This window comes from Rheinheimera texasensis (assembly GCF_964031785.1).
Lineage (GTDB): Bacteria > Pseudomonadota > Gammaproteobacteria > Enterobacterales > Alteromonadaceae > Pararheinheimera > Pararheinheimera texasensis_A.
The window spans coordinates 140,473-163,494 of the sequence record NZ_CAXIRE010000008.1 but is presented as its reverse complement, the minus strand read 5'-3'; the positions used below and the strand labels follow the sequence as shown (position 1 = coordinate 163,494).

24 protein-coding genes are annotated in these 23,022 nt (G+C 55.5%); 13 read left to right on the top strand and 11 right to left on the bottom strand.

The window, feature by feature from the left end; translation table 11 throughout:
• Window position 1 precedes the first annotated feature (1 nt).
• Window positions 2-172, bottom strand: coding sequence for a lipoprotein (locus ABNT34_RS01800; protein WP_084164448.1), 171 nt, complete (start codon window positions 170-172; stop codon window positions 2-4).
• Between the two features lie 72 nt (window positions 173-244).
• On the opposite strand from ABNT34_RS01800, the gene cyaY reads away from it, so the two are divergent.
• From cyaY to ABNT34_RS01755, 9 genes are all read left to right on the top strand, one after another.
• The gene (gene cyaY, locus ABNT34_RS01795) at window positions 245-559 is read left to right on the top strand and encodes an iron donor protein CyaY (protein WP_031570590.1); all 315 of its coding nucleotides are present in this window, start codon (window positions 245-247) and stop codon (window positions 557-559) included.
• Window positions 560-566: 7 nt separating this feature from the next.
• Window positions 567-1,250, top strand: coding sequence for an alpha/beta fold hydrolase (locus ABNT34_RS01790; protein WP_348728266.1), 684 nt, complete (start codon window positions 567-569; stop codon window positions 1,248-1,250).
• Window positions 1,251-1,276: 26 nt separating this feature from the next.
• The gene (locus ABNT34_RS01785; protein ID WP_348728264.1) at window positions 1,277-2,101 is read left to right on the top strand and encodes a DUF2914 domain-containing protein; all 825 of its coding nucleotides are present in this window, start codon (window positions 1,277-1,279) and stop codon (window positions 2,099-2,101) included.
• Window positions 2,102-2,185: 84 nt separating this feature from the next.
• Window positions 2,186-3,118 carry a hydroxymethylbilane synthase gene (gene hemC, locus ABNT34_RS01780; RefSeq protein WP_348728262.1) on the top strand — a complete coding sequence of 311 codons (933 nt, stop codon included), beginning with the start codon at window positions 2,186-2,188 and terminating at the stop codon, window positions 3,116-3,118.
• A 2-nt stretch (window positions 3,119-3,120) separates the two neighbouring features.
• Window positions 3,121-3,912, top strand: a complete 792-nt coding sequence (locus ABNT34_RS01775; RefSeq protein WP_348728260.1) for a uroporphyrinogen-III synthase — start codon at window positions 3,121-3,123, stop codon at window positions 3,910-3,912.
• The gene (locus ABNT34_RS01770) at window positions 3,881-4,975 is read left to right on the top strand and encodes a uroporphyrinogen-III C-methyltransferase (protein ID WP_348728258.1); all 1,095 of its coding nucleotides are present in this window, start codon (window positions 3,881-3,883) and stop codon (window positions 4,973-4,975) included. Before ABNT34_RS01775 ends, ABNT34_RS01770 begins: the two co-directional genes overlap by 32 nt.
• The gene (locus ABNT34_RS01765) at window positions 4,972-6,069 is read left to right on the top strand and encodes a heme biosynthesis HemY N-terminal domain-containing protein (RefSeq protein ID WP_348728256.1); all 1,098 of its coding nucleotides are present in this window, start codon (window positions 4,972-4,974) and stop codon (window positions 6,067-6,069) included. Before ABNT34_RS01770 ends, ABNT34_RS01765 begins: the two co-directional genes overlap by 4 nt.
• A gap of 3 nt (window positions 6,070-6,072) precedes the next feature.
• Window positions 6,073-6,609 (top strand): DNA-deoxyinosine glycosylase, encoded by a 537-nt coding sequence (locus ABNT34_RS01760; protein WP_348728254.1) that lies wholly within the window; start codon window positions 6,073-6,075, stop codon window positions 6,607-6,609.
• Window positions 6,609-6,947 (top strand): tRNA-binding protein, encoded by a 339-nt coding sequence (locus ABNT34_RS01755; protein ID WP_348728252.1) that lies wholly within the window; start codon window positions 6,609-6,611, stop codon window positions 6,945-6,947. The genes ABNT34_RS01760 and ABNT34_RS01755 overlap by 1 nt, the downstream gene beginning before the upstream one ends.
• Window positions 6,948-6,952: 5 nt before the next feature.
• Here ABNT34_RS01755 and ABNT34_RS01750 read toward each other — a convergent pair whose 3' ends face one another.
• Entirely contained in the window at window positions 6,953-8,284 is a 1,332-nt protein-coding gene (locus ABNT34_RS01750) for a TonB family protein (protein ID WP_348728250.1), read from the bottom strand.
• Between the two features lie 174 nt (window positions 8,285-8,458).
• Window positions 8,459-9,670, bottom strand: coding sequence for an acyltransferase family protein (locus tag ABNT34_RS01745; protein ID WP_348728248.1), 1,212 nt, complete (start codon window positions 9,668-9,670; stop codon window positions 8,459-8,461).
• A 107-nt stretch (window positions 9,671-9,777) separates the two neighbouring features.
• Between ABNT34_RS01745 and ABNT34_RS01740 the strand changes: the two genes are divergently transcribed.
• A complete protein-coding gene (locus ABNT34_RS01740; protein WP_348728246.1) occupies window positions 9,778-10,737 on the top strand; it encodes a LytTR family DNA-binding domain-containing protein in 960 nt (319 codons plus the stop codon).
• Window positions 10,738-10,769: 32 nt separating this feature from the next.
• Here ABNT34_RS01740 and ABNT34_RS01735 read toward each other — a convergent pair whose 3' ends face one another.
• From ABNT34_RS01735 to ABNT34_RS01705, 7 genes are all read right to left on the bottom strand, one after another.
• Window positions 10,770-11,177 carry a thioesterase family protein gene (locus ABNT34_RS01735; RefSeq protein WP_348728244.1) on the bottom strand — a complete coding sequence of 136 codons (408 nt, stop codon included), beginning with the start codon at window positions 11,175-11,177 and terminating at the stop codon, window positions 10,770-10,772.
• A gap of 61 nt (window positions 11,178-11,238) precedes the next feature.
• Window positions 11,239-13,422, bottom strand: coding sequence for a hypothetical protein (locus ABNT34_RS01730; protein WP_348728242.1), 2,184 nt, complete (start codon window positions 13,420-13,422; stop codon window positions 11,239-11,241).
• Window positions 13,423-13,432: 10 nt separating this feature from the next.
• Window positions 13,433-14,650 (bottom strand): DUF3142 domain-containing protein, encoded by a 1,218-nt coding sequence (locus ABNT34_RS01725; RefSeq protein ID WP_348728240.1) that lies wholly within the window; start codon window positions 14,648-14,650, stop codon window positions 13,433-13,435.
• Between the two features lie 24 nt (window positions 14,651-14,674).
• A complete protein-coding gene (gene fre / locus ABNT34_RS01720; RefSeq protein ID WP_348728239.1) occupies window positions 14,675-15,397 on the bottom strand; it encodes an NAD(P)H-flavin reductase in 723 nt (240 codons plus the stop codon).
• 21 nt (window positions 15,398-15,418) lie between these two features.
• Window positions 15,419-15,706 (bottom strand): 2Fe-2S iron-sulfur cluster-binding protein, encoded by a 288-nt coding sequence (locus ABNT34_RS01715; protein ID WP_348728237.1) that lies wholly within the window; start codon window positions 15,704-15,706, stop codon window positions 15,419-15,421.
• Between the two features lie 14 nt (window positions 15,707-15,720).
• Window positions 15,721-17,214: a 4-hydroxy-3-polyprenylbenzoate decarboxylase gene (ubiD, locus tag ABNT34_RS01710; RefSeq protein ID WP_348728235.1), complete on the bottom strand. Its 1,494-nt coding sequence runs from the start codon at window positions 17,212-17,214 to the stop codon at window positions 15,721-15,723.
• Between the two features lie 91 nt (window positions 17,215-17,305).
• On the bottom strand, window positions 17,306-18,367 hold the full coding sequence (locus ABNT34_RS01705; protein ID WP_348728233.1) for an ABC transporter substrate-binding protein: 1,062 nt from the start codon (window positions 18,365-18,367) through the stop codon (window positions 17,306-17,308).
• A gap of 140 nt (window positions 18,368-18,507) precedes the next feature.
• On the opposite strand from ABNT34_RS01705, the gene ABNT34_RS01700 reads away from it, so the two are divergent.
• Both ABNT34_RS01700 and ABNT34_RS01695 read left to right on the top strand, forming a co-directional pair.
• The gene (locus tag ABNT34_RS01700) at window positions 18,508-19,698 is read left to right on the top strand and encodes a cystathionine beta-lyase (RefSeq protein WP_348728231.1); all 1,191 of its coding nucleotides are present in this window, start codon (window positions 18,508-18,510) and stop codon (window positions 19,696-19,698) included.
• Window positions 19,699-19,773: 75 nt separating this feature from the next.
• Window positions 19,774-20,547, top strand: a complete 774-nt coding sequence (locus ABNT34_RS01695) for a transporter substrate-binding domain-containing protein (RefSeq protein ID WP_348728229.1) — start codon at window positions 19,774-19,776, stop codon at window positions 20,545-20,547.
• Here ABNT34_RS01695 and ABNT34_RS01690 read toward each other — a convergent pair.
• On the bottom strand, window positions 20,489-21,202 hold the full coding sequence (locus ABNT34_RS01690; protein ID WP_348728227.1) for a VC0807 family protein: 714 nt from the start codon (window positions 21,200-21,202) through the stop codon (window positions 20,489-20,491). The two genes, ABNT34_RS01695 and ABNT34_RS01690, sit on opposite strands and share 59 nt — an antisense overlap.
• 188 nt (window positions 21,203-21,390) lie before the next feature.
• Here ABNT34_RS01690 and ABNT34_RS01685 point away from each other — a divergent pair, with 188 nt between their 5' ends.
• Window positions 21,391-23,016, top strand: coding sequence for a DUF1800 domain-containing protein (locus tag ABNT34_RS01685; RefSeq protein WP_348728225.1), 1,626 nt, complete (start codon window positions 21,391-21,393; stop codon window positions 23,014-23,016).
• Window positions 23,017-23,022 lie beyond the last annotated feature (6 nt).

The window sequence follows — 23,022 nt, the reverse complement described above, 5'->3', positions numbered from 1 at the left end:
ATTACCCTTGCTGATCGGATTGAACGGGTTGAGACGTAGCAGGCTTGGCCGGCGCAGGTTCTGCTGCGGGCGGTGGATCTTTGGGTAAAGTGAGCGGGCCTTTCTGACCACAACCGGCCAGCAGCAACAGCGATAAACCCAGAATTCCAACCGATAAAGACGCAGCGTGCATGATTTTTATTTCTTTGAAGCTTGAGCGCTCTATAATCGCATCCTTAACAGCAAAAGCAAACAGGTGAAGCGGATGAATGACGTAGAATATGATGAGTTGACCGATGCCGTCCTGCTGGCAGTGGAAGAAGCCTTCGAGCAGCTGGACCTGGATATCGATACGGAAAATCATGGTGGCTTAGTCAACGTGATTTTCCCGGATCGCAGTAAAATTGTGATTAATAAACAAGCACCTTTGCATCAGTTGTGGGTGGCGACCAAGTTTAATGGTCACCATTTTGAATGGCGCGACGGGCAGTGGATTGATAACAGAACCGGTATCGAGTTCTGGCAATTATTAGCAGAAGCGGGCAGCAAGCAGGCTGGTGCCGCCATCAGTTTCGGATAATCAGCGGATGAACAATCTCTCTTACGTCGATGTCGCAGCGCCGGGCCCGGTCAAAGCTGCAGTGATTTGGTTACATGGTCTGGGCGATTCCGGCCATGGTTTTGCACCTATTGTGCCTGAGCTGCGTCTGCCGGCTGGTCACGGCATCCGCTTTTTGTTTCCGCATGCACCAGAGCGGCCAGTCACAATCAACAACGGTTTTGTTATGCGCGCCTGGTATGACTTAAAAACCATGGACTTACAAAATCGCGCCGACGAAGAAGGCGTGCGTCAGTCGGCGGCCCAAGTGCAGACGCTGATTGAAAAAGTCATCGCCTCCGGCGTGCCGGCGGAAAAAATTCTGCTGGCGGGGTTTTCGCAGGGCGGTGTGATTGCGCTGCATTTATTGCCGCGTCTGCCATATAAAATCGCCGGCGTGATGGCGCTCTCCACTTATATGGGCATGCCGGATAAGCTCAAAGCGGAAATGACTGGTCACAATAAATCCACGCCTGTGCTGGTAGCACATGGCACTATGGATGATGTGGTGCCTTTGAGCGCTGGTAAGGCGGCTTTTGACGCATTAAAATATGCTGGTTTTCAGGTCAGTTGGCTGGATTACCGCATGGCACACAGTGTTTGTGCCCAGGAAGTGGCGGATTTAAGCCGCTTTATCCAGCAGCGGTTGCTGCAACCTGCTGAGTCTTTGTAACTAAACAGCCCTTACAGGAAGAACGAGTGTCCGAAGCTGCATCCAGACTGACAGTTAAAGTGAAATTACATCCGGCAGCTTTGCCTCCGGAGACTGATACGCCTGTTGTGCAGCCGGCACCCTGGTCAAAAACCCGTATCACGCTGGCATCTTTGATGTTAGTCGGGGCTGGTGTGGCTGGTTATCAATTCCTGCTGCGGCCGGTGGCACCGGTAAAACCAGCTGTGGCCGCTGAACCTGAGCAGGTCGCGCAGCAAAACACTGCTGCGGTCTCAGCCACGTTGCCAACGACAGCGCAGTCAACGGTGCAACCAGCAGCACAAGCTAAAATAACAGCAACTGAACAGCCGGCGGAACCTGTCGCTCAGCCGGCAATGCTTCAGGCAGAAGTGTCCGAGCCCGCAATACCCGGACCAGAAGTGGCCAGCCAATCCATTCTGGCGGCAGAGCCGCCAGCCTCAGCGCCTGTGAAAGAAACCCTTGCGGAGCCTGCTGAAAGCACTGCTGCGCCAGAAAAGATGGTATTGCCGCAAGGCTTTAGCCGCATTGTGCTGACCGATCAGATGAATAACCTGCAACCGGGCAAAGCGGTCGGCCAGCAAATTGCTTTTTCACAGATTAAACGGCTGTATCTGTTTACCGAATTAAAAGACTACGCCGGCCAAATCCTGCGCCATCGCTGGTATTTCCGCGATACCCTGCACACCGAAGCAGTGCTGACCATCGAAGATTCACCGTGGCGGACCTACAGCGAAAACTGGCTGCTGGACGATCAACGCGGCCCCTGGCGGGTGGAGATTGTTGATCAGACGCAAAAAGTGATCTTTCAGTACAGTTTCACTTATCAATAACGGCTATAATAGCGCCACTTTTTTTGCCGTGCGGCCAGTGCACACCGGCCGGCGGTATCAGCTCTGATATTCACAGGTTTTCTGATGACTCAACGCGTACGTATCGCTACACGCAAAAGTGCTCTGGCGCTGTGGCAAGCTGAATATGTCAAAGCCCGGCTGGAGTTTTTCCACCCAGGCTTAGTAGTAGAACTGGTGCCGATGTCGACCCAGGGCGACAAAATTCTCGATACCCCACTGGCCAAAATCGGCGGCAAGGGCTTGTTTGTCAAAGAACTCGAAACCGCGATGCTGGAAGACCGCGCCGATATCGCCGTACACAGCATGAAAGATGTGCCGGTGGAGTTCCCTGAAGGCCTGATGTTATCGACGATTTGCGAGCGCGAAGACCCGCGTGATGCTTTTGTTTCTAATCAATATTCCAGCCTCAATCAGCTGCCGCATGGCGCTGTGGTCGGCACCTCCAGTTTGCGCCGGCAGTGCCAAATCAAGGCGTTACGGCCAGATCTGCAAATCCGTGATTTACGCGGTAATGTGAATACCCGGCTGGCGAAACTCGATGCAGGCGAATATGACGCCATCATTCTGGCCGCGGCTGGCCTTATCCGCTTAGGTTTTCAGGCGCGGATCGCCACTTATCTGCCGGTCAGCGAAAGCCTGCCCGCCAATGGCCAGGGCGCTGTTGGTATTGAATGTCGCAGTAATGACGCGGCGGTGCGTGCTTTGTTAGCGCCGCTGGAACATACCGCGACCCGCCAGGCTGTGCTGGCGGAACGGGCGATGAACCGTGCGTTACAGGGCGGTTGTCAGGTGCCGATTGGCGCTTTTGCTGAGATTGACGGTGATCAGTTACACCTGCGGGGCCTGGTCGGCCAGCTTGACGGCCAGCAGATTTTACAGGCTGAAGTCCGTGGCGCTGCCATCGATGGTGAAGCTTTAGGTCAGCAGTTGGCACAGAAGTTACTGGCGCAAGGTGCCGGCGCCATTCTGGCTGCTGTGTACGGCGAATCGCACTGATTATGCTGCAGCTGCCACCGGATCCATTCAGCGTATTAATCACCCGGCCCGCCGGGCGGGCGGACAGCCTGCTGGATGGGCTGGAGCAGCTGAGCATACCTCATGCCTACCAGCCGCTGATCACCACCCAACAGGTGGCGGTGAAACCACGTGAGCAGCAACTGTTGCTCGATGCTGAACTGGTAATTTTTGTCAGTATCGCTGCGGTCACTTGCCTCGAAACCCAATGCGACCTGACCAGACTGCAGGCGCCGCTGTTTGCAGTGGGCCGCACCACAGCGGCAGCGCTGCAACGTGCCACGACAAAGCCGGTGACAGCGCCTGATGATCAGCGCAGCGAAGGCCTGCTCGCCTTGCCGCAATTGCAGGATGTGGCCGGTAAACATATCGTGATTGTGCGGGGTAATGCCGGCCGGGAGCTGATTAAACAAGGCTTGCTGGCGCGCGGCGCCAAAGTCAGTTATGTGCAGAGTTATAAAAGAGTGCCGTTACCACTGGATGGTCAGCGCTTGTCTGACCAGTGGCGCCAGCAGCAAATACAATGTATCGTAGTGACCAGTAACGAAATTTTATCTCTGCTGTTTCAATCGCTGCCGGACTGCGCCCACGACTGGTTACGCCAGCGTTGTTGGGTTTTGATCAGTCCGCGGATGCAGGAAACTGCGATCAGTTTTGGCATCGCGCCCGCGCAGATTATGTTGGCCGACAGTGCGCACGATCAGGCGTTACTGGATGCCATTTGTCAGTTAAGAAGGAAATTCCATGAGCGAACAGAGTCCGGTGCTGGCCACTGACAGCACGCCTGCGGCAACAAAACCCGTAGCAGCGGGCGGGGGCAAACTGGCCCTGACGCTGGGTAGTCTGGCCTTGTTAATTGCGCTTGGCGCTGCTGCGGCGGCTGGTTGGGCGATTTACAGCCTGCAACCGCAGCTGAATTCAATGTCGGAACAACAACAAAGTCTGACCAATCAGCAGCAAAGCCAAATCAGCTTTTTCCAGAGCAAACTGGACGAGATGCAGCAGAATATGCAGCAGCAGCTGACGGTGGTGTCAGCCGACGTCAACGGCAAAGTCGAACAGCAAGCGCTGGCGGCCCAGACCGAACTGCAAAAGCTGCAGCAGCAACTGGACCGCCAGTCCGGCAATATCAAAGGCTGGCAGTTACTGGAAATCGATTATTTCCTGCGCCTCGCCGAACAAAAATTATTCCTTGAGCAAAATATCTCCGGCGTGCAGCAAGTGCTGGAACTGGCGGAACAACGCTTAAAACAGGCCAATGACCCGAGCCTGACGCCGGTGCGCGAAGCCATTGACCAGGACAAACGCATGCTGGGCGAGCTGAATGCGCCGGACCTGAACCAGCTGCATCTGACCCTATCCAGTCTGCGCCAGCAAAGCCTGGTGTTGCCGCTACGTCAGTCTGAGCGACCGATGGATAATGGCACTGAAGAAGAAATCACCGAAGACAGCGCCGACTGGCAAGCCAATCTGGCACTGTACTGGCGTAATTTCTGGCGCGGCTTAGTGCAGGTGCGGGCCAGCTTGCCGGAAGATGGCGTCAGCCTGACCGCCGAGCAACAAATTTCGGTGCGTAATACGCTGACACAACAGCTGTTGTTGGCGGAACTGGCGGCGATGCAACATAACCAGGCGGTGTACGCCGCAGCGATTCAGCAAAGTGCCGACAGTCTGCAGCGTTATTTCGCCGCGACCGAACCTGCAGTGCAGCAAATGGCTGATGAACTGGTGGTGTTGTCGGCGTTGCAGGTCAGCCTGCCGTTACTGGCGCCGCTGAAAAGCCCTGCGGTGTTTGATGCTTACCGCCAGGGTACGCTTGAAGCGGAGTCGGCATTATGATCCGCCTGCTATTCGCCATGCTGGTGCTGGCGCTGGCGATGTTATTTGGGCCAGTGCTGGCCAATCACCCGGGTTATGTCATGCTGGTGCTCGGCGGCGTCACCGTCGAAGCCACAGTAGTTGGTATGCTGCTGAGCCTGGCAGTCGTCGCATTCGCGCTGTGGCTGGTGTGGTGGCTGGTCAAGCGGCTGTTCCATTTGCCGACCTTGTCGTTTAGTTTTCTGCGCTCACGTAAAGAACGGCGCGCCCGTCAGGCGCTGCAGCAAGGCATGATGGCTTATGCGCGGCACGATTGGGTTGCGGCGCATCAGGCCTTTCAGATCGCCCGGGCCGAGCCTGAGTGGGAACACATCAAGCAGGTGATGGCGGCCTACAGTGCGCAACACGCTGGTCAGCCGATGCTGGCCAATCAGGCGGCCGCCGCGCTGGACCCGGATGAATCTGCCAGCTGGTATGTGGTGGCGGATTTGCTGTTGCTGCAGAACAACGCGCCGGCGGCTGTGGCTTATCTGACGCCCAAAGCGGCGGAGATTGGCAAAGACGGTAAACTGGGCCGGCTCTGGTTACAGGCGCTGCAAAACGCGGCGCAGTGGCAGACGTTGCTGGAGCAAGTGCCGATCGCAATCAAACAACAATGGTTCAGCAAAGCCGACTGGCAGCAGTATCGTTTCACTGTGTATCCAGTAGCGGTGCAGGGTTTGTCGGAAAAAGGCCTGTTTGATGAGCAGGCGGCGTATTGGCAGGCGTTGCCCGCGCGTGAGCGCAAGTCGCTGGCGGTGTTATTAGGCAAAGCTGGTGCTTTGGCTGTGCAAGGCCAGCCGGAGCAGGCAGAAAAATTACTGCTGGATAATTTATCGCTGCAGGACCTGCCTTTAGCCTGGCCGGCCATCCGCCGCATTCCGCTTGGGCGTTCAGTGCTGGCGCTGCGTAAACAAACCCAGCATTGGTTACGTGACCACGCCAACCACGGCCATTTGTATGCACTGCTGGCTTATTGCGCTCAGCAGGAAGGCGAAAAAGAGCAGGCGCAGGCGGCCTGGCACAAAGCCCAGCAATATCTGCCGCTGTTAAAATCTGAGCCGTTACCGGGTTAACCCATGACGGCTGCCTTGTGTTATGGCTTGCCCGCCGTGTGGCAAGCCGATGCACAAATCCTCATTCTCGGCAGTTTGCCGGGCGTCGCTTCACTAAGGGCGGCGCAATATTACGCCCATCCACGTAACCAGTTCTGGCCGCTGCTGCAGCAGCTGTTTGGCATCGATGTCAGCTTGCCCTACGCTGAGCGGCTCGCCGCGCTTAAGCAGCACCGGCTGGCGCTGTGGGACTTAATAGGCGCGGCAGAACGCCGTGGCAGCCTCGACAGCGCTATTACGCCGGCCAGTGTTCAGCTCAATGATTTCCCGGCATTATTACAACAGTTGCCTGCGCTTAGGGCGGTCTGGCTCAATGGCGGTACTGCGGCCAAATCCTGGCAAAAGCTGATAAAAGCCGGGCTCACCCTGCCAGCCACAGTCCAGGTGTTTGCCTTGCCTTCCAGCAGTCCGGCGCATGCCGCGTTGAGTTTTGCCGACAAGCTGCAATATTGGCAGCAAGCGTGTCAACAAACGCTCGCAACAAATACAGGGGAGTCATGATGAGTCAAATCAGCTGGGATGATTTTATGCAGGTGGAATTACGCGCCGGCACTATTGTGGCGGCAGAGCCGTTCCCGCAAGCACGCAAGCCGGCATGGAAGCTTACCGTCGATTTTGGCGCCGAAATTGGCACGCGTCGTTCCAGCGCGCAGCTAACGACGTTGTATCAGCCGGAACAATTAATTGGCAAGCAAGTACTGGCGGTATTGAATTTTCCGCCCAAGCAAATTGGGCCTTTTGTTTCGGAATGTCTGGTGACGGGCTTGTATCGTGAAGACGGGGCTGTGGTGCTGGCGGTACCAGACCAGCCGGTGCCCAATGGCGCCCGGCTGGCCTGATTTTGTTATAACGCGGCTTTGAGTTCTTTAGCGGTCTCGTAGCCTTTAGCAATAGCCTGGTCCAGCATTTGTTCACCGGCTTTTTGCTGACCGTCGATGATGAGTTTGGCGCCATTCCAGGCTAAGACCACCGGGTCCTGCTGTTGTAACAGATATTGTTCCCAGCGCGGATCCCGAGACGCCATGATCCGTTGCGCTTCCAGCTGGCCACCGCGCGCTGCCTGTTCCCACCAGTAGGTGTCACTGAAGGTTTCCGGAATGCGGTGCAGTTCGACTAACTCGTCGCGCCCAATACCGTCGGCGTATAAGCGGTATTCACCAGCCGGAATGTCGCGTTTGGTTAATTGCTGTTGGATTAGCAGGCTTTCCAATTGGGCTTTCTTAGGTTCAGGCCAGGCTGAGACCTTGGTGACTTTGCCATCGGTATCCAGCACCACATCAGCACCGCCGATAAACCCCTCAGGCAATTGCAGGCTGACACTGATACGTTTAGCGCGATCAAAATACCAGTCCGGCAGAGGCCCCAGGCTTGGTGCTAAAGTTTTGTCTACAATAATCGCGCTGCTGGCGCTGATGCGGGCTAAGGTCAGCACTGAGCCCAAAGCGGCCTGATGTGTCGGCGAGCCCAAAGCGGCGTATTCCCATAACTTATGCTGATTCATATAACGATGCAGACTTTTCGGCTGTACCGGGCCTAACGAGAATTCCAGTAATATATGACCGATAAATTTGCCTTTGCCGGGCTGGTATAACCAACCTTTCATCGCCTTTTTTGCCGCCCGCTCAAACATGCCTTTGGGGTATGAATCCAGCGTATCAATCGCTTCAACGTTACCGGCCTCATTGACCAGAAAGCGCATCGCCACGTAACCAAAAGCGCCTTGTTGCGCAGCTTCTTTTGGATACTCGGGTTCGCGGCGTTTTACCGGCATCCGCCATTCAGTGTTGTCTTTCGCGACCGGCTGTTCAATCAGTTTCACCGGCACTTTGACCTGAGCTTTCAGTGTCGTCAGCTGTTGTTGTGCCTGCGCTTGTTGTGTCACATCGAGCTTCGCTACAACTTGCTGATACAACTCCTTAGCCTTGGGATGACCCAATTCTGCCGCCAAGGCAAAGTAGCTGGCGGCGCGGACTAAATCCTGCGGCTGGCCTTCGCCGTTATAGGCCATGGCGGCGAGATTAAATGCTGCTTGTTCACTGCCTAGTGGCAACAGTGCATTAAATTCGGTACTGGCTTTGGCAAAGTCTTTTTGATCATAGGCTTGCAGTGCAGTTAACAGGTCGGCTTGAGTGGTAAAAACGCTGAAAAGCAGCGCCAGCAGGGGCAGTTTAGACATCAGAAGTTCCTTTTCGGGGTAAAACCCTATTTTAAGTCAGATGATGTTACATATCTACTGCAAATAATTAATGTTTTGCTTGCGAAATTTTCGTTTTCAGCAGGGCAACAGCACGACCGTGACACCATCCATAGCAGTGTCGCCGGTCGGCTGTGCGACGCCGGACCCTCAATATCAACTGGCGGTTGTGGCAGGCTGCGATGCACTGGAGCTGCGTTGCTGGCGGGTGACAGACGCGCCGCCGGCCAGCCAGTTTAACAGCAGCACCCGGCGGATGATTTCATAGCCGACACCACAACCAAGCACAGTCAGACTGATTAACAAGACTGCTTCAACACCATCATGCAGCTGCAATGGCTGTAGCGCGACGGCAAATACGACGGTCAGCGTCTGATGCAACACATACCAGGGCAGAATAGCTGCTGAGGCATAACGACGCATGCTGCCATCGGGGTCAAATGCCGGCTGTTGCAAATAGTGTGCGGCAAAGGCCAGCGCAGCGCCAAGCCAGGCCCAGTGATTCAGCACTGATACCAGGCTATAAAGCAGCTGCAACGCAATTGCCGTGTCGTCAAGGCCATCAAACACATCGTGATTGTCCAGCACCACCAGCACGTACCCGAGCAATGCGGTCACTAAAAAACCATAGCGCCAGCGTGGTAACACCGCCCACCAGTGTTTTTGCAACACCAGCAGATAACCGGCGACAAACACCAGGCCATATTTGGCGTGATTATACCAATCGTCGACCAGTGCGTGCGTCGTCGGAAAAGCCTCGCGTAAGCTCAGCACCGCCCACAGATGCAATGCCACCAACACTGCACCAAACAGCCACAGTGGCAGCCTTGTGGTCACAGTTGCCAGGCGTTGCAGCAGGCCATGCAGGGGTAACAACAGCAGTGAATAACAGAATAAATACGGCAGAAACCACAGATGATTCCAGGTCAACAAACCAATAGGGCTATGGTGTTCGCGCAATAAATCCGTATTGGGGTTGATATATTGCCACCAAAACTGCAGGTAGCCGGGTTCTATCAGCTGCTGGCTCAGCGCCTCGAAATACACTTGCGGCACTACCACGACAAACATGCCAAACAGCAGTGGTATTAACAACCGGCTGCAACGCAGGCGCAACAGCGTCAGGCCACTGAATTTCGGCCGCGCTATCGCCAGCGCCATGCCGCCAAGTAAAAACAACAAGGACATGCGCCATGGGTTGGTCAGTTTCATCAGATCCTGTAGCCAGTCATAGGTCTGGCTGTTTTTCACATGCCAGCCCCAGTCGGCGACGTAGTACATGCCGCAGTGATACAAAATAAGCAGCGCAAAAGCGCCGATGCGTAGCCAGTCCAGATCGGCTCGACGAGATTGATTGGGTTGTGTCATGCTGAAATCCAATGGGTTGGGTCAATGGTCGGCGTTATTGCAGCTGAAGCGGCGCGTGGCCGCCATCAGGCAATAGTCTGGTGGTGGAATTCAGGGATAACAGGTGGATGACTGTGACGAAAACAGTTGAAGTGGCGGCTATCGTGAAGCGCCGTGACCGGCAGTGGTGGATTAGCACTATCAGCCAGCGGCCGTTTTTGTACGCCTGGTGTGGTTATGCGTTGTTTTTACTGCTGAATAACAGCATCAATGCCAACACTGTCTGGCTGGAACATAACCGCGACCCGCTGAATTCGCTGGATTGGTGGGAACCCTGGTTGTGGGAAATGAGCAGCGCAATCAGCACTTTGGTGCTGGCTCCGCTATTATTTCTAAGTTTTGACCGCCAGCCGCTGCGCTTTCGCCAGCCCCTGCAGCAATGTCTCTGGCATCTTCTGGTCTCCACCTTGTTCTGTTTTGGTCATGTCGCGTTGATGGTCGCACAGCGCGAGCTGGTCTATGGCTGGTTGGGACAGCCTTATGATTTTGGCCCGCTGGCGCGTGAGCTTTGGTATGAATACCGCAAGGATGTTTGGGGTTATCTGAATCTGCTGGTGACTTATCAACTTTGCACCATGGTATGGCGGCGAGTGCGTGGTGAAGCGTCAATGCTGGCCGTCGCTGAAACTGAGCCCGCGGAGTCAGTGCCAACGGTGCCCGCTGAAACCCCGTTGGAATTACCCACCAGCAAACCTTTGCAGCATCTGCTGGTGAAAAAACTCGATAAAGAATTTTTATTGGCTGTCAGCAGCATCGAATATCTGGAAGCCTGCGGCAATTACGTTAACCTGCATAGCCGCGGCCGGATTTATCCGCTGCGTAGCACGCTCAGCCAGTTAATAGAGCAGCTGGGTCAGCAGGGTTTTAGCCGGGTGCATCGCAGCTTTGCCGTAAATCACGTTTTTGTCGCGGAACTGAGTTATGAACCCAGTGGCGATGGCGACATTCGCTTAAGCAGCGGTGTGACAATACCATTATCACGCCGCTATAAAGATGAATTCCGCGCCGGATTATTGCCCGTACGCTGAGAAGAAACTGCCGGTATCCTGGCTGAAGTGGCTTAGTCGGTTAAATGTTTACTCAGCCGCGTCAGCAATTCACCTTCAATTGCCATGGCTCTGCCAGTGCGCTGATCGAGACAAACAAAAGTGATGTCGGCGTCTGCCACCACAGTGTCAGTGCCGGCAACGCTGACCACCTGATGGATCACTGCACTTTTGCCGCCGATTTTCGAAAACTGCGTGGCGATTTGTAAGGTTTGGCCGTTGGTGGCGGCATTGCGGTAATTAATATTGATATTCACGATGACCCAGGCCAGATGCCGGCTGGTGAAATACTCCACATCGCCGCAATCTTCCAGATAAGCCCAGCGCGCTTCCTCCAAAAACTCCAGATAACGCGCATTGTTGACGTGCTGATAAATATCTAAATGATAACCGCGGACTTTAATTTGGGTCAGATGTGGCATGACTTGCTCTCTGGTTGGACCTGTTTCAGCGCATTGTGCAGAAAATGCCGGACAACGGCAATTAATTTGACGACCGGCTGACGTCTTTACGCCGTCGCAACGCCCACCAGCCGGCTCCTGCCAGCAACAACACTGTACCGCCACCCAAGGCCAGATCACGCTGGCGCGGCAGGCTGGTTTGGAAGTTTGTCCGCAGCCGTTTTTCCGCGCTGACTGCGTCCGGCTCCGGACAACGAATGCCAAAATCCGCGCCCCAGGGCACATAAGCGCCGTGCTGCAGATACCGCCGGTAATACTGCTGTGCGATTTCCGGGTCACGGTTAATCAGCCAGGTTGTGGCGGCACATAAACTGGCGGCATAGGCCTGGCTGTTCTGCGGCCAGAGTTCCGCACTTTGTGCGGCGAGATCCGCTGCGACATAGCGATAATGAAACCTTTTATCCGGCACCGGTGCTGTCTGCGTCAGGCGTTGTTGCTCTGCCGTCGGCATTGGCCACAGCGGCGGCGTGTCGGATTGATAAAACTCAAACTGGCCGTAAAACACCTGATAATCCGGTGCCAATTCATAACCCAGCAGTTCGAGGCCATGCTGGCGGGTTAAGCGAGCCAGCTGAAACAGTGCGTCGGCGCGTCCGAGCTGGCCGAAATCCAGTTGCAGATAAAGACCGAGGCGTTCCAGCTGGTGTTGCAGTGCGTTGGCGCTGCTTTTTTGTTGCAGTTGCTGATATTGCTGCGCCAGCTGTTGCAGTTTTGGCTCGACAAAATAGCGTAGCGCTGCATCGGTCTGGCCTTCACGCAATAAACGGCGTGCCAATAATTGTCGCAATAAGGTGTTGGGCTCAGTGTCACCGAACCAGGACCACTGGCTGTCGGCTTTGGCTTGTCCGGTCGGCACTTCAGCATCAACAAACTGCTGCAGTTCGGCCGTGGTCAGTACCCGTTCGGCGATATAAGCAGTGTCCTGCCAGAATTCAGCGCCGGCCTGATACAACAGCCGCATCGCCTGCAAATATTCGCCGCGCTGCAGCGCCAACACGCCAGCTTCGGCTTCAACCCGGCATTGGGTCTGCAGCTGTTTGCGGCTGATTTGGCGGCTGAATGCTTCATCATATTGATATTCTGGCGCTTTCGCCGGTGCTGGCAAGGCGGTTGGAAAGGCTTTACTGGCTTTGGCGTAGGCCGCGGCTGCTGCAGTTAAATCGTTACTGCGCAGCGCCAGTTTGGCACTAAGCCACCATTTCAACGGGCTGTCGGCGGCTTGTTTCAGCAAAATTGCCGCGTTGTCGTATTGGCCTTGCTGATAACTGACCGCGGCCAGTTCCAGCGCGTTGGCCAGCTGAATCTCCGGAGTTTGTTGCAGCAGCTGCAACAAGCGGGTCAGCTGCTGTGGTGCGCTGTATTGCAGCCCGGATAACTGAGTCAGCAGATAAATGCTCAGCAAGCGGCTGACGGCGGGCTGTTGCAATAGAGGTTGCAGCTCTGCATCCGGTTTTGTCAGCAGCTGGCGGCTGAGTTGCAGCAAAGACGCATAACCGGAGGCATCATAGTGTGCCTGAGTGGCATACAAACCGATGGCCTGCTGCCAACGCTGCTGCGCCAGCAATAACCGGGCTTCTTCGCCCAAACTGGCGACGGCCAGTTGCAGCGGGTCGGCGAGGCCGGCGGCCACTTCAGCGCGTAGCTTCTGCCAGAGCTGAATGGCCTGCTCTGGCGCAGTTTCAGCTTGCAGCCTGGCCAGGCTATACAGCGCCCAGCTGCGGCGTTGTTGTTGCGCGGTGGCGGGTAACGCCAACACTTGTTGAAACAGGGTTGCGGCCGCTTTGGGGTCTTTCGAGAAGACCACAGCACCAGCAGTGTAAAAACGCAGTTCGTCGCTTAAGTCTTTACCGGCCTGCAGTGCTGCAGCGGCATCGGTTTGCTGGCGCATGGTGGCGATCAACTTCGCCTGTTCGGCCGGCAATAGCTGCTGTTCCGCTTGCTCTGTGCTGCTTACCAGCCGATCGGTCTGATAGTCATATTGGCTGTGGAAGGTTTTTGCTGGTTGAGGCCAGGCTGCCGGCATGCTGGCGAGCTGCGTCACCAGCAAGGCGAATTCTGGTTCCGGCAGGTTTTGCAGGTGCGTGCCTCGTTCCGACAACAGTTGCAGCGGGAAATCCGGGCCGCAGCTCAGTGCGGGTACACTGGCCAACGTCAGGGCGATACTGGCGGTCAAAATGGTTAGCCGGGTGAAGTGAAGCTGGGACATAAAATTCCTTTTAATCAGCCCGCTGGCTGATGGGCTCTAATTGCTGGCAACGCAGCCAGGCGATAGTCAGGCGCTGCGCCGGCGCCAGTTCGGGCGCAACAGCGGCACGTGCGGGCTGACGAAGTAAATACCAGTCGGCGCCTTGTTGCTGCCACTGATAACCGTGCTGCGCGTCGCCACCTAAACATTGTAAACCGCGAAAGCTGAGTGTGTCCGGCAGTGGCGCACTGAGATTGCCGCTGTTGCGTAGCACAATATCAAAGCGGCCCTGAACCGGGACTAACTCAGTAAGCAGGTTTGCGGCCAGCGCCTCACCACGCACCAGTGCTTGTAAAGTGATGAAAGGCCAGCTGCGCTGGTCGTCCGCTAACGGCAAACGAAACCAGACAATTCCTTTGAGCTGCGGTAAGGACTGAGTTCGCAGCCAGCTTAAAAAATCTGCCACCGCCTCAGGCCGGCTCAGTAAAGCCTGACGCTCTCCGGCTATGGGTAGCATAGTTTCGCTTTCGACGCGGCCGCCGTCAGAAGTAGCGATCAGCGCCGAATGATAGGCCGGCAGCGCCAGAAACAGCGGGCAGGGCGTTGTTGTTGCCGCACTTTGCGTCCAGAGTTTTGCTTTGTTGCTGTCAAATAAACCTTGTGCTGGTGATAGCACCGAATGTAGTTGTAAGGTCAGCTGGTCTGCGACCTGACACAGCGCCGGATAATCTTTTGACCTGAGCCAGTCCGGCAAAGCGGTGATCTGTAACGACAAGGATGCGGGCAATTGCTGACGTAGTGTTTGCAGCCATTGGCGGTAGGGCGCTAACGCGGCGCGGGCGGCATCATAATCAACTTCGATGGCCGCAAGGTTAGCTCCGGCTTGCTGCGCGGCTTCGATTTGTGGTCGCAATTTTTGCCAGACCATCGCGGCGTCTGGCAGTTGCGATAACTGGCCATCCAGCCGCAGCACCAGCGTGATGGGGCGTTGATCCCGCGCCAATAAAGTCCAGTCCGGCGCTGCGAAAGTCCAGTTTGGTCCATTGTTACTGAAGTGAAATTGCAGGCTGAGTACCCGCAACTGCGAGAAATCTGGTTGGCTCTGCTGCAGCGCTTCGGCATGTGCTGGCCGCCAGACGCGCTGCCAGATATAGACATGCTGGGCAAAAACTTGTGTCGGTTGGACGATAGCGGGCGGTGTACAACCCGCTATCAGGCACGCCAGCAGCCATAGTGCACAACGTCGCAAGGCGAGTCGCTTCACAATGGCTGGTTAAATCCAGGCAAAAGCGTCAGCGTACATATGGCCGCGCTCAGCACCGGCGGCGAGGAAGGCGTCCCGCACCGCTTTGACCATCGGGAAAGGCCCGGCAATATAAATGTCGTAACCGGCCAGCGACGGAATATCTGCCAACAGCGCTTCATGCACCAGGCCGGTGCGGCCAGTCCAGTCCTGTTCAGGCTCCTGCAATACGGTGACGAGCTCAAGGCCAGGGCGCATTTCCTGTAACTCAGCCAGCTCTTGCTGATAATACAGCGCCGATTCGTTGCGCAGGCCCCAATACAACTTAACTGCGCGGCCATCGGGCTGTTGGGCTAGGGCTTTGGCAATACTGCAAACGTAGGAGAAACCGGTGCCGCCAGCCAGCAACAGCACAGGGCGATTGCTGTCCGGGCGCAAATAGGCTTCACCAAGCCCCACCTGGATGAGCACGGCCGCATTGTCCTGCAAATGCGTTAATGCCTGACTGGCATACGCGTCTGTGACATTGCCACCAATTTGCAGTTCGATAAATTCATCACCGGGTGCACTGGCAATCGAAAACGGTCTTTTGTCACTGTCGGATAAAAAAATCTGTAAGTATTGGCCCGGCAGATAATGCACCGGTTCCTGCGGTTTTAGCCGCACGCGGCGCACGCCAGCGGTTAAGGCTTCGATACTGACCACATCAGCCAGCACTTTATTGCTGGCGTGGAGGGAAAACTGTTCTGACATCGCGGTTTCGTCTCTATAGGCTCAGGGCCGGATAAATGGATGGTGCAGCACCAAATCACTGCCGGCAAAAGCCTGACAGCCGTATACAAATTTTTGTTCAACATCAGTGGGGCTCAGCGGTGAAGGCTCGTCATAACGCACTTCACCACTTTTTAACCGGCAGACGCAGGAGGTGCAAACGCCCTGGCGGCAGCGATGCGGAAAATCGATACCGGCGCTTAACGCGGCGTCCAGCAGCGTTTCCGCCGGACTGGCGGCAAAAGTGACGCCGGATGGCTCAATCCGTACCAGAAATCGTTTATCTGTCATCGGAGTGTCTGCCATCAGTATAAGCCCCGTGGTTGCACCGGTAGTGGAATGCCAAGCGAATCCCAGATTTCATCGACTTTTTGCTTCACATCTTCGCGCATCACAATAGGTTCACCCCATTCACGCGTGGTTTCACCCGGCCATTTATTGGTGGCGTCCATACCCATTTTAGAGCCAAGGCCCGACACCGGCGAGGCAAAATCCAGATAATCAATCGGCGTGTTTTCAATCAGCAAAGTATCACGCGCCGGGTCCATCCGTGTGGTGATGGCCCAAATCACATCCTGCCAGTCGCGGGCATTGATGTCATCATCACAGACGATGACAAACTTGGTGTACATAAACTGACGCAAAAACGACCAGACGCCCATCATCACGCGTTTAGCGTGGCCCGGGTACTGTTTTTTCATCGTGACGACCGCGAGGCGGTACGAACAACCTTCCGGCGGCAGATAAAAATCAACAATTTCCGGGAATTGTTTTTGTAACAGCGGGATAAAGACTTCGTTCAGCGCCACGCCGAGAATTGCCGGTTCATCCGGTGGCCGGCCGGTGTAAGTGCTGTGATAAATCGGTTGTTCACGGTGGGTGATGTGGGTAACGGTAAACACCGGGAACGAATCGATTTCGTTGTAATAACCGGTGTGGTCGCCATAAGGGCCTTCCGGCGCCATTTCACCGGGTTCCAGATAACCTTCCAGCACAAACTCGGCGCTGGCCGGCACCTGCAAATCGTTGCTGATGCATTTGACCACTTCGGTGTTGTCGCCACGCAGCAGACCGGCAAAAGCATATTCAGACAAGGAATCCGGCACCGGCGTCACGGCACCTAAGATAGTGGCCGGGTCTGCACCCAAGGCCACAGACACCGGAAAACGCTGGCCCGGATGGGCTTTTTGCCACTCGAGAAAATCCAGCGCGCCGCCGCGGTGCGACAACCAGCGCATAATGACTTTGTTTTTGCCCAGCACCTGCTGGCGGTAAATACCGAGGTTCTGCCGCTCTTTGTGTGGACCGCGGGTGACAGTTAAACCCCAGGTGATCAGGGGCGCGGCGTCGCCGGGCCAGCAGGTCATCACCGGTAATTTGGTTAAATCGACGTCATCGCCGCTTGTCACCACTTGCTGACAAGGCGCTTTACGCACTTCTTTTGGTGACATATTCAGCACCTGCTTAAAAATCGGCAGTTTGCTGAATGCATCTTTTAAGCCTTTTGGTGGCTCAGGTTCTTTTAAAAACGCCAGTAATTTGCCAACTTCGCGCAGTGCCGACACTTCGGTCTGGCCCATGCCCAGCGCGACGCGTTCCGGCGTGCCAAACAGATTCGCCAGCACCGGGATGTCGTAACCTTTGGGATTTTCGAATAACAGCGCAGGGCCACCGGCACGCAGCGTGCGGTCAGCGATTTCGGTCATTTCCAGCACCGGATCGATTTCGGCGCTGATGCGATGCAACAGGCCGCGTTGTTCCAGTTGCGCGATGAAGTCTCGTAAGTCTTTGTATTTCATTCAGGACCTGCTGAAAAGGTGCCGGTAATGGACCGGCATTATACAGTGAAGCCGGCGCCCGCCAAGGGAGTCTCGGCAGGCGACCTGGTGATTAGCGCTTTTTATTACGGGCGCTGAGCTGTTTCAGCGCAGCCTGAACCGAAAAGTTGTAGTGCTGCTGCGCCGGATTGTGCTGCAGGCTGAAACGGCGAAAATCAATATGGCGCCATTGGCCCGCGCGTAACAACGGCTGATACTGCGCCAGATTCTGCCTGGTCAGGATATCCAGCTGCAACAAAGGCACATCGGCGAAGGGCGTGGGCAATTTGCCGTGCACGTGGTCATAAATCAGCACCAGCGCAAAAGCGGCCATCGTAAAGTGGCCGCCTGCCGAAGCGGTTAACTGGCCCTGTGCTATGGCTTTTTGCGCTTCCGGGATCCAGTCAAATCCGCCGACGCAATATTGTCCGGCCGCCGCAGGCCCGAGTGTGTCCAACACCCCCAGCGCCATCCAGTCTGACGCCGCCCAAATCAACCGGCTGTCCGGATAACGCCGCAGCAGCTGGCGGCTTTGTTCGGCGGCGAGCTGCCGCTCCCATTTGCCGTTGACCAGCTGATGTACAGTGCCGCCGCGCTGGCGCATCGCCTGATAGACGCCTTCGGCGCGCCGGTCGGTTTCATAATTGATCATGCCGTTAATACCGATCAGTTGGTCGGCATCCGGGCAGGCTTGTTGCAACGCCACGGTCAGTTGCTGGCTGGCTTGCACATTGTCGAAATACAGCTCCGCCAGCCAGTTCGGGTAGCGTTCGCCGGGCCGGCCTACCTTGGGTACTTCTTCCGGCTGCCACATGTGTTCCAGCGTGATAATTTTGACCGGATATTTCGCCAGCAGCTCCATCAGCTGCACACCGGCACCGGTATAGGGCTGCACTATGGCATAGTCTGGTCTGTGCTTTTGCAGGTACTCGGTCAGTTTTTGCTGCTGCAGTAACCGGTTGGCATCGCCGTTGATAATGGTCAGGTCCAGTTCCAGCTGTTCGGCCGCGACGCGGGCTGCCGCTTCAACCTGCATAAAAAACGGATCAGAAATCAATGATGGATTGACGAACAAAACCGAAGGCCGGGCTGTGGCAAAAAATGGCAGCAGGCAACAGCAGAGCAACCAGCGCATACAGAGGTTCTCATTCAGATCAGCAAGATATATTCAGTGTATGCTGAGCGCGACAGGCCCGGCAAATTTGTCGGTACAGCAGCGCTAAGGCAATTGTGCTGGTCAACAGCCCTGGCCTTCCTTTAATATGAGCCATCCAGATGTCTGAAGGTGATGAGATGAAAGTTGCAACGCGGATTGTGCATGCCGGTCGTGCGCGCAAATGGGCCGGTTACAGTGTCAACGTGCCGGTGGTGCGGGCCTCGACTGTGGTGTTCGACAGCATGGCCGAGATGAAACATGCGGTCAGACATCGCGGCGAGCAGGTGCCTTATTATGGCCGGCGCGGCACTCAAACCCATTTTGCCTTCAGCGACGCGGTCTGTGCTTTAGAAGGCGGCGCCGGCTGTGCTTTGTACCCAAGCGGTGCTGCGGCGATCAGCGGTGCGTTATTGGCTTTCCTTAAAACCGGCGACCATCTGCTGATGGTTGATGCGGCTTACGAGCCAACCCGCGGCTTGTGCGACAAAGTATTAAAACCGCTGGGCATTGAAACGACCTATTATGACCCTTTGATTGGCGCCGGCATCGCCGCGTTGATCCGGCCTAATACGCGGGTGATTTACCTGGAGTCGCCATGTTCACTGACGATGGAAGTGCAGGATGTGCCGGCGATTTGCGCTGTAGCCAAAGCGCATAACATTGTCACTATCCTCGATAACACCTGGGCCTCGCCGATTTTATGCCAGCCTTTTGCGATGGGCGTCGACATCTCGATCCAGGCCGCGACTAAATACATTTGCGGCCATTCCGATGTGATGCTCGGCACCGCCAGCGCCAATGCCAAACACTGGCCGCAGCTGCGCGAACACAGCTATCTATTAGGTTATTGTGCGTCTGCCGATGATGTGTATCTGGCCGCGCGGGGCTTGCGTACATTAGGCGTGCGGCTGGCGCAACATCAGCGTAATACGCTGCAGGTGGTCGAGTGGCTGGCAAAGCGGCCGGAAGTCGAGGCTATCCTGCATCCGGCGTTGCCGCAGCATCCCGGCCATGCGCTGTTTAAGCGGGATTTCTCCGGCAGTAACGGCCTGTTTTCTTTTGTGCTGAAACAAGGTGATTTGGCGGCGGTCACGGCTTTTGTGGAAGGCATGCAGCATTTTAAAATGGGTTTTTCCTGGGGCGGTTATGAAAGCCTGGTACTGGCTAATCTCGACGTGCAGGCCCTGCGCAGCGCAACGCATTGGCCCTATCATGGACCGCTGATCCGGTTGCATATAGGTCTGGAAGACCCGGCGGATTTGATTGCCGATCTGACAGCCGCCTTCGACCGGATGTTGGCTGCCCGATAAGCTTCGCTGTGGGCTTGACCGCCGGCAGATAAATTGGGCTATAGTCAGTTTTTCTGGATTCAATGGAAACTGCCGATGCGTTTGTGGTGGCCGCTGTTTTGCTGTTGGTTCGGGCCCGGTGCGCTTGCTGCCGAATGTCCGGCCACGCTGCGGATGGCCTATAACGCTAGCTGGTTGCCTTATGTGGAAGTCACGGACGAGACCGTCAAAGGCCGGGATATCGAGCTGATCCGTCAGCTGCTGTCTCAGGTCAGTAGTCGCCTGCAGTTGCAGTTTGTGCCGGAAAAACGTGCGATGCAGATGCTGCAGCAAGGTCAGGTCGACATGCTGTTTGCCGCCTCTTACACCCCGCAACGCGCTGAATTTGCCTGGTTCAGCGATGCCTACCGCAAAGAACACAATGTCGTGCTGATCCACCAGCAAACGCTGTTGTTATATCCGGAACTACGCCAGCGCGAAGCCTTTCTGGCGCTGGCGCAGCGTAAGCTGATTGGTGCTTATAACCCGGCCGGGTTTTATGGTGACAGCTTCGAGCAGATCAAACAGCAACCGGCAGTGAAACAACGCAGCCTGGCGGTGTACGAACCTGAGCGCCGGCTGGATTTGGTCGCCGGCCGCCGCGCCGATTTCACTATTGCTGACAGCGAAGCGATTAAACTGGATTTAGCCGCGCGCCCCGACGCTGCGCAGTTTGCCGTATTGCCGTTTTTCCTCAACGAAGCGGATATTCACCTGATGCTGAGCAAAGCCACAGTGTCGCAGCGTTGCGTGCTGGCACTGAATCAACAGCTTACTGCTCGTGGAAAAATGACTCCAGCGATTGCCCCGTCAACTTTGGGATCCGACTGAACACATACCAAATCGCGCCCATCATAATCAGTGTCGATGGAATGGCGATCACCGGATAACTCAAGGCCGTCATATTGGCCAGTTCTTCGTTATAGGCCGGCGTGCCGGGTGGGCTGACCAATAACCATTTTGCCAGCAGGTAATTCAGCACTGACGACAGAAAAAACGAGCCGGCAATAATGCGGGTGGCCTGGTCCAGTGTCTGCTCAAATTGCTGCTCAGTGCCATTGCTGCTGAGCTTGTCTTTCAGCAAAGTCAGGTTCAGCAACTGCATATTTTCCAGAATGGTTTTCACCAGCGGAAAGCGGGTGCGGCCACTGATTAAAATCAGCAAACCAATCAATCCCGGCACTGCAGCTTCTTTGATCGCAATATATTTCGGGTCCAGCTGTAACAGACTCATGCCACCGGTCAACAACACACTGATAATGCCGACAATCGAGAAAAAATTCAGTTTGCCGGATTGTTTCAGCTCCCACAGACCAAAGCCAATCGGGAAGGCCAGAGCCGCGACCAGACCCCAGACCGGCCCCAGATAATCGTCGGTACTGAGTTTGCTCAGGATCAGCACCGGGATGACAATATTAAACGCCAGATTGGCGAACAAATTGCCTGCAGTTTGCGGTTGTGGGGCGGTTTGGGAGTTTTGTGACATCGCAATCAAATCCGGAACTACTAAGATGGCCTGTTTTACCACAAAGCCGGCAAAACGCCCAGCGGCTGTATATAAAGCTGAGCGCAGTTGACCGAATCTTTACCAGACCTTTACCCGAGCCTGCTCGGTGAATTCTTTCACGGGGTCTACCATTAATCAGAACTTACTGATAGACCGGAGTATCCCCAATGTTGGTTGTCAGAACCTTGCCCAAGCGGCTGGTAATTTGTGCGCTCTCGCTGCAGCTGCTGTCTCTGCCGGTTGCCGCAGTCGGAGCTGAAAAGTTAAGTGCCGCCGAAGCGGCCCGGTTGCTACAGCAGGCCAGTTTTGGCCCGACTCTCAGTGATATTCAGGTCGCCGGGCAATTCACGGCAGAGCAATGGATCGACTGGCAGCTGAGTTTGCCTGCCACCACCCATGCCGACAAAATTGAGACTTTGCCTGAGCAAAAAACACCAGTGCCGCTCAGCCGGCTCGAAACCTGGTGGCGCATCGCGCTGACGGCGCCGGATCAGCTGCGCCAACGGGTGGCATTCGCGCTGTCAGAAATTCTGGTGGTATCGGATCAGGGCAATGGCCTCAACAACAGAGTGATTGCGCTGGCCAATTATTATGATTTATTGCTGGCGCACAGCTTTGGTAATTATCGCGATTTACTGCAACAGGTCACTTTATCGCCAGTGATGGGCGTTTATCTGAGTCATTTGGGCAATCAAAAAGCCGATGTGGCAAACAACATCCGGCCTGATGAAAATTACGCGCGGGAGCTGATGCAGTTGTTTACCATCGGCCTGTATCAGCTTAATCCCGATGGCAGCAAAAAGCTCGATGCGGCGGATAATCCCATTCCAACTTACGACCAGCAGGCAATAGAAGGTTTTGCCCGGGTCTTTACCGGCTGGACCAGCGCCGGCACGACGAATTTTCTTAAACCCAAAGCCGATTACCTGAGGCCCATGATCCCCTTTGCTGCTTATCATGAACCGGGGGAAAAACACCTGCTCAATGGCGTGGTACTGCCAGCCGGTCAGACGCCGCAGCAAGATTTGCAACAAGTGCTGGATTTGTTGTTTGCCGAGCCGACTCTGCCGCCTTTTATCAGCCAGCAGCTGATCCAAAAGCTGGTCAGCAGCAATCCATCGCCAGCTTATGTTGGCCGGGTGACACAAGTATTTATCGACAATGGTCAGGGCGTGCGTGGTGATTTAGCGGCCGTGGTCAAAGCGATTTTACTGGACGAAGAAGCGCGCAGCGGTTTTGCCGGCGTCGCCCGACCTTTTGGCAAAATCCGCGAGCCGCTGCTGAAAACGGCACACAGCTGGCGCGTCACCCAATCCGCTTCGCCGTCTGGCCATATTTATCTGCGCACGTTGGCCGACAGCCACAATCAGGCACCGCTGCAAAGCCCGTCGGTGTTTAATTTCTACCGGCCCGATTTCAGCCCGTCTGCCAGCTTGCAACAAGCCGGATTGGTGGTGCCTGAACTGCAGATGCTCACGGCTTCTAATGCGCTGAATATGCAAAATCATCTGTACAGTCAAACGGTTGGCAGTATCGAAGGCTTGGTGTTGAATCCGACCCAATATCAGATGCTGGCGCGGTTTCAGCCGTTTGCCGATGTGTTACAGCAACAAGGTCTGAACGGGCTGTTAGATCAATACGGTCTGCTGGCTTTTGGCGGCACCATGCCGGCGGAACTGCGGCTGATCTTAACCGACCTGGTGAGCGGACTTGGCAACATCACACCGGCGCAGAAAGCGGCTTACCTGTGGTATTTCATTTTGATTTCACCGCAGTATGCGGTGCAGCAGTAAGGAGGG

Excerpts from the sequence above, each read along its gene's own strand:
- ABNT34_RS01695 (WP_348728229.1), top strand. The coding sequence starts at position 19,774 with ATGCGTTTGTGGTGGCCGCTGTTTTGCTGTTGGTTCGGGCCCGGTGCG.
- ABNT34_RS01705 (WP_348728233.1), bottom strand. The coding sequence starts at position 18,367 with ATGCGCTGGTTGCTCTGCTGTTGCCTGCTGCCATTTTTTGCCACAGCC.
- ABNT34_RS01790 (WP_348728266.1), top strand. The coding sequence starts at position 567 with ATGAACAATCTCTCTTACGTCGATGTCGCAGCGCCGGGCCCGGTCAAA.
- ABNT34_RS01730 (WP_348728242.1), bottom strand. The coding sequence starts at position 13,422 with ATGTCCCAGCTTCACTTCACCCGGCTAACCATTTTGACCGCCAGTATC.
- fre (WP_348728239.1), bottom strand. The coding sequence starts at position 15,397 with ATGTCAGAACAGTTTTCCCTCCACGCCAGCAATAAAGTGCTGGCTGAT.
- ABNT34_RS01745 (WP_348728248.1), bottom strand. The coding sequence starts at position 9,670 with ATGACACAACCCAATCAATCTCGTCGAGCCGATCTGGACTGGCTACGC.
- ABNT34_RS01760 (WP_348728254.1), top strand. The coding sequence starts at position 6,073 with ATGACGGCTGCCTTGTGTTATGGCTTGCCCGCCGTGTGGCAAGCCGAT.
- ABNT34_RS01735 (WP_348728244.1), bottom strand. The coding sequence starts at position 11,177 with ATGCCACATCTGACCCAAATTAAAGTCCGCGGTTATCATTTAGATATT.
- ABNT34_RS01755 (WP_348728252.1), top strand. The coding sequence starts at position 6,609 with ATGAGTCAAATCAGCTGGGATGATTTTATGCAGGTGGAATTACGCGCC.
- ABNT34_RS01770 (WP_348728258.1), top strand. The coding sequence starts at position 3,881 with ATGAGCGAACAGAGTCCGGTGCTGGCCACTGACAGCACGCCTGCGGCA.
- ABNT34_RS01765 (WP_348728256.1), top strand. The coding sequence starts at position 4,972 with ATGATCCGCCTGCTATTCGCCATGCTGGTGCTGGCGCTGGCGATGTTA.
- ABNT34_RS01715 (WP_348728237.1), bottom strand. The coding sequence starts at position 15,706 with ATGACAGATAAACGATTTCTGGTACGGATTGAGCCATCCGGCGTCACT.
- ABNT34_RS01800 (WP_084164448.1), bottom strand. The coding sequence starts at position 172 with ATGCACGCTGCGTCTTTATCGGTTGGAATTCTGGGTTTATCGCTGTTG.
- ABNT34_RS01750 (WP_348728250.1), bottom strand. The coding sequence starts at position 8,284 with ATGTCTAAACTGCCCCTGCTGGCGCTGCTTTTCAGCGTTTTTACCACT.
- ABNT34_RS01685 (WP_348728225.1), top strand. The coding sequence starts at position 21,391 with ATGTTGGTTGTCAGAACCTTGCCCAAGCGGCTGGTAATTTGTGCGCTC.
- hemC (WP_348728262.1), top strand. The coding sequence starts at position 2,186 with ATGACTCAACGCGTACGTATCGCTACACGCAAAAGTGCTCTGGCGCTG.
- cyaY (WP_031570590.1), top strand. The coding sequence starts at position 245 with ATGAATGACGTAGAATATGATGAGTTGACCGATGCCGTCCTGCTGGCA.
- ubiD (WP_348728235.1), bottom strand. The coding sequence starts at position 17,214 with ATGAAATACAAAGACTTACGAGACTTCATCGCGCAACTGGAACAACGC.
- ABNT34_RS01775 (WP_348728260.1), top strand. The coding sequence starts at position 3,121 with ATGCTGCAGCTGCCACCGGATCCATTCAGCGTATTAATCACCCGGCCC.
- ABNT34_RS01740 (WP_348728246.1), top strand. The coding sequence starts at position 9,778 with ATGACTGTGACGAAAACAGTTGAAGTGGCGGCTATCGTGAAGCGCCGT.
- ABNT34_RS01690 (WP_348728227.1), bottom strand. The coding sequence starts at position 21,202 with ATGTCACAAAACTCCCAAACCGCCCCACAACCGCAAACTGCAGGCAAT.
- ABNT34_RS01700 (WP_348728231.1), top strand. The coding sequence starts at position 18,508 with ATGTCTGAAGGTGATGAGATGAAAGTTGCAACGCGGATTGTGCATGCC.